Here is a 4,918-nt window from a genome sequence, read left to right on the forward strand (position 1 = left end):
GGCCCGTCAACACCCGCACCGACGACGGCACGTCCGACTCCTCTGACACGCACCACACCACCGACGGCGCCCCCACACCCGCGACGCCACCGGCCGCGACCTCCACCCACTCCACCCCGTACGACACGGGCGAGGACGAGGAGGCGGGCCGGGCGGCGGCGGCGCGGACGCGCAGCGCGTCGATGGAGAGCACCGGCTCGCCGGCCGCGTCCGCGGCCTCGACGACCGCGTCGTCCCCGGAGCCGGACATCCGGACCCGGAGCGCCGACGCCTCCGTGGCGTGCAGCCGGACCCCGCCGAAGGCGAACGGCAGCCGCAGCTCGTCGCCGTCGGCGGCCAGCACGAGCGGGTGGAAGGCGGCGTCCAGGACGGCCGGGTGGATCCCGTACCCCGCCACCTCGACACCCTCCGGCGCCGTCACCTCGGCGAACAACTCGTCCCCGCGCCGCCACAACCCCCGCAACCCCTGGAACGCCGGACCGTACTCGTAACCCCGCTCCGCCAACCGCTCATAACCACCCTCAACCTCCACCGGCACCGCACCCGCAGGCGGCCACGCGGCCGCCCACGAGGTGGAGTGAGGCGCGGGCGCGGAGTCGGCGAGCACGCCCGCGGCGTGCCGCTGCCAGCCGTCCCCGTCGGAGGAGGAGGCGAAGGCGGAGGAGGCGCGGGAGTACACGGCCACGGCGCGGCGGCCGTCGGCGTCCGGTCGTTCCACGGTGACCTGCACGGTGACGGCCCCGGACTCCGGCAGGAGGAGCGGCGCCTCGATGACCAGCTCCTCCAGCACGGACGCCCCGGCGTGGACGCCGCCCTCCAGCGCGAGCTCGACGAACGCCGCGCCCGGCAGCAGGACGCCGCCCTGCACCGCGTGGTCGACGAGCCACGGCGCGCCCCTGAGCGAGAGCTGACCGGTCAGGACCCAGCCGTCGCCCGCCACCGGCACGACCGCCGTGAGCAGCGGGTGCCGGGCGTCGTCGATGCCCGCACCGGCGGGCCGGCCGGCCCGCTCGCGGTCGCCGAGCCAGAACCGGCGCCGCTCGAACGGGTACGTGGGCGGGTCCACGCGCGGGTGGGGCGCGGGGCCGAGCGCGTCGGACCAGGCGACGTCGGCGCCGAGCACCCACGCCTGGCCGAGGGCGGCGAGGAAGCGGCTCCGGTCGCCCGCGTCGCGGCGCAGGGTCGCGCAGACGCCCGCGGTGACCCCGGCGTCGTCGCAGATGTCGCCGGTGTCGCCGCTGAGCACGGGGTGCGGGCTGACCTCGACGAACAGCGGCGTCCCGGTGAACGAGCGGATCGCCTCCTCGAACAGCACGGGGTTGCGCAGGTTGTCGTACCAGTAGCGGGTGGTCAGGCGGGCGGGCTCGATGACCGCGCCGGCCAGCGAGGAGCAGAAGACGGTCTCGGTGGGGCGGGGTCGGACGCCGTCGAGCGTGGCCAGCAGCTCGTCGCGCAGCGCCTCCACGTGCGGGGTGTGCGAGGCGTAGTCGACCGCGATGCGGCGCACCCGTACGGCCTCGCCGCAGGCGGCGGCGAACTCGTCGAGCGCGTCGTCCTCGCCCGCCACCACGCAGGAGGCGGGGCCGCTGTGCACCGCCACCCACAGCCGTCCCGCCCACGGCACGATCCGCTCCTCGGCCTGGGCGGCGGGCAGCGCGACGGCGAGCATGCCGCCGGTGCCGCTGAGCCCGGTCAGGGAGCGGCTGCGCAGGGCGACGATCCGCGCCGCGTCCTCCAGCGACAGGGCGCCCGCGACGCAGGCCGCCGCGATCTCGCCCTGCGAGTGGCCGACGACGGCGCCGGGGTGGACGCCGTACGCGCGCCACAGCGCGGCCAGCGACACCATGACGGCGAACAGCACCGGCTGGATGACGTCGGTGCCCTCCAGCTCGGGCGCGCCGCCGGTGCCGCGCAGCACGTCCTCGACCGCCCAGCCGGTGTACGGCCGCAGCGCGGCGTCGCACTCGCGCAGCCGGGAGCGGAACACGTCGCTGGTGTCCAGCAGGTCCACGGCCATGCCGGCCCACTGGGTGCCCTGGCCGGGGAAGAGGAACACCGGCCGGGGCTCGGCCGGCGCCTCGCCCGTGACGGCGGCGGCGTGGGGCGTCCCGGCGGCGACGGCCTCCAGCGCGGCGGCCAGTTCCTCGCGGTCCGCGGCGACGACCACGGCGCGGTGCGCGAACCTCGCCCGGCCCGCCAGCGCCCGCGCGGTGGCGGCGAGCTCGGCCCCGCTCACCCGGCCCGCGTGCGCGCGCAACCGGCCGGCCTGGGCGCGCAGCGCGGCGGCGGTCTTGGCGGAGAAGGCCCACACGATCGGCCTGGCGTCCGCGAGGCCCAAGGGTTTCGCGAGTGTGGTCGCCGCCGCCGGTTCGGGGGCGCTCTCCAGGATGACGTGCGCGTTCGTGCCGCTGACGCCGAAGCTGGAGACGCCCGCCCGCACCGGCCGGTCGGCGGGCAGCTCGACGGGGTCGGTGAGGACGCGCACCCCGCCGGACGCCCAGTCCACGTGCGGGGTCGGCTCCTCCACGTGCAACGTGCGCGGCAGGCGGCGGTGCTCCAGGGCCTTGACCATCTTGATGACCCCGGCGACGCCGGCCGCGGCCTGGGTGTGGCCGATGTTCGACTTGACCGACCCGAGCCAGACCGGCCGGTCGCCGCCGCGGGCCCGGCCGTACGTGGCGAGCAGGGCCTGCGCCTCGATCGGGTCGCCGAGGGTCGTGCCGGTGCCGTGCGCCTCGACGACGTCCACGTCGAGGGTGTCGAGCTGGGCGTCGGCGAGGGCCTGCTGGATGACCCGCTCCTGGGCGGGCCCGCTGGGGGCGGTCATGCCGTTGCTCGCGCCGTCCTGGTTGATCGCCGAGCCGCGGATCACCGCGAGGACGCGGCGGCCGTTGCGCTGGGCGTCCGAGAGGCGCTCCAGCGTGAGCACGCCCACGCCCTCCGACCAGGCGGCGCCGTCGGCGGTCGAGGAGAACGACTTGCAGCGTCCGTCGGGGGCGAGCGCCCGCTGGCGGCAGAACTCGATGAACGGCACCGGGGACGCCATGACCGACACCCCGCCGGCCAGGGCCAGCGAGCACTCGCCCCGGCGCAGCGCCTGCACGGCCAGGTGCAGGGCGACCAGGGACGACGAGCAGGCGGTGTCCACCGAGAGGGCCGGGCCCTCCAGGCCGAGGGTGTAGGAGACGCGGCCGGACATGACGCTGGAGGCGCTGGAGGTGAACAGCGTGCCCTCGACGGCCTCGGGGGTGACCTCCAGGAACCGGGTCGAGTAGTGCTCGTACATGTTGCCCGCGTACACGCCGGTGCGGGAGCCGCGCAGCGACGCCGGGTCGATGCCCGCCCGTTCCAGCGCCTCCCAGCACGACTCCAGGAACAGCCGGTGCTGCGGGTCGGTGGCCAGCGCGCTGCGCGGGCTCATCCCGAAGAACGCGGCGTCGAAGTCGGCCACGTCGCCGACGAAGCCGCCCTGCCGGGTGTACGACTTGCCCCACGCCTCGGGGTCGGGGTCGAACAGGCCCTCCAGGTCCCAGCCGCGGTCGGCCGGGAAGTCGCTGATGGCGTCGCCGCCGGTGTCCACCAGCTCCCACAGGTCGTCCGGGCTCCACACCCCGCCGGGATACCGGCACGCCATGCCCACGATCGCCACCGGCTCGTGCCGGCGCCCCACGTCCTCGGCGAGGCGCTGGCGGGTCTCCGCCAGCTCGACGGTGGCGCGCCTCAGGTAGTCGCGGAGCTTGTCCTCGGTCCCCATCAATCGAACCCTTCGTCGCGGGAGTCAGGCGTCACAGTTCGTTGTCGATGAGGGCGAAGATCTCCTCGTCCGAAGCCGAGTCGATCTTGCCCACCACCGTGTCGGGGCGTCCGGAGCCGTCCGGCTCCGCCCCGAACCGCGCCAGGCTGCTCTGCAGCACGGCGACGAGCTTGCTGCGTACGGCGTCCGCGTCCTCCTTGGCGCCGGCCAGCATGGAACCGACGTGCTCCAGGGCCGTGCGCAGCGTGTCCTCGGGGGACGGCGCCTGCGGCACGAGCGTGCGGAAGAGGTGTTCGGCCAGCGAGTTGACGGTCGGGTGGTCGAAGACGAGGGTCGCGGGCAGCCGCAGGCCGGTGTCGGCGTTGAGCCGGTTGCGCAGCTCGACGGCCGTCAGCGAGTCGAAGCCGAGGCGGTTGAAGGCGCGGTCGGCCTCGATGTGGTCGGCGCTGCCGTGGGCGAGGACGGCGGCGACGTGCGTCCGTACGCGGTCCGTGAGCAGGCGCAGCCCTTCGTCCTTGGTCAGGACGGCGAGCCTGGACACCAGCCCCGCCACGCCGTCGCCCCGCTCGGCGGCGGCGCGCCTGGGCGTCCGGACGAGGCCGCGCAGCATGGACGGCAGTTCCCCGGCCTCGGCGCGCGCCCGGAGCCCGGCGGCGTCCCAGCGGGCGGCCACGACCAGCGGCTCGGCGCCCGCCACGGCCCGGTCGAACGCCCGCAGTCCCTGGTCGGCGGTCAGCGGGGCGATGCCCGCCCGCGCGAGCCGGGCCACGTCGGCGGCCTCCAGGGTGCCGCCCATGCCGGTCCCGCCGGTGTCCCAGAGTCCCCAGGCGATCGACACCGCCGACAGGCCGAGTGCCCTGCGGTGCTCGGCCAGGGCGTCCAGGAACGCGTTGGCGGAGGCGTAGTTGCCCTGGCCCGCGTTGCCCAGCACCCCGGCCAGCGACGAGAACACCACGAAGACCGACAGATCCCTGTCACGGGTCAGCTCGTGCAGATGCCAGGCCGCGTCCGCCTTCGGAGCCAGGACCATGTCCATCCGCTCCGGCGTCAGACCCTCCACCACCGAGTCGTCCAGCACACCAGCCGTGTGGACGACCCCGCCCAGCGACGGAATCTCGTCCAGCAGGGCGGCCAGCGCCCGGCGGTCGGCCACGTCACACGCCG

The 4,918-nt window shown here is 75.8% G+C and carries 2 protein-coding genes; both read right to left on the reverse strand.

Annotated elements, in window-relative coordinates; all coding sequences use genetic code 11:
• A partial coding sequence (locus tag HTZ77_RS44840) for a type I polyketide synthase (RefSeq protein ID WP_175595908.1) occupies window positions 1-3,754 on the reverse strand: 3,754 nt, incomplete at its 3' end.
• Between the two features lie 31 nt (window positions 3,755-3,785).
• A partial coding sequence (locus HTZ77_RS44845; RefSeq protein ID WP_175595909.1) for a beta-ketoacyl reductase occupies window positions 3,786-4,918 on the reverse strand: 1,133 nt, incomplete at its 5' end.

Source organism: Nonomuraea montanisoli (assembly GCF_013363975.1).
GTDB classification, from domain to species: Bacteria; Actinomycetota; Actinomycetes; order Streptosporangiales; family Streptosporangiaceae; genus Nonomuraea; species Nonomuraea montanisoli.